Raw genomic sequence first — 229 nt, 5'->3', positions numbered from 1 at the left:
AGGTGAAACTCAGTACCTCATGGCCGATGCTGCGTTTCGGCGGTTCGGCTTAGCCCGTGTTCCCGCCCTTGATATCGAAGAGGTCCTCCAGATCGGCGTCGAGCGCTAAGTCGATGCGGCAGGTGGCAGGCTGTGCCGAGTAGTTCCGGATGACGATGTCGTCTCGAAGTCCTGGCCCCACATGCCGTTCATGCTGAACCGCCAAGGGGGTATCGAATTTCCCATCGGC

General features: G+C 59.8%; 1 protein-coding gene. It reads right to left on the bottom strand.

What is annotated here, in order from left to right:
* Positions 1-49: 49 nt before the first annotated feature.
* Positions 50-229, bottom strand: a 180-nt coding sequence (locus SB772_RS46320; protein WP_410839307.1) for a glycogen debranching N-terminal domain-containing protein, incomplete at its 5' end; no start/stop codon positions are given.

The sequence above is a fragment of the Paraburkholderia sp. SIMBA_030 genome, assembly GCF_046535245.1.
GTDB lineage: Bacteria > Pseudomonadota > Gammaproteobacteria > Burkholderiales > Burkholderiaceae > Paraburkholderia.
Note: the sequence above shows the minus strand (reverse complement) of the source record. Positions and strands in the feature narration are given on the sequence as shown.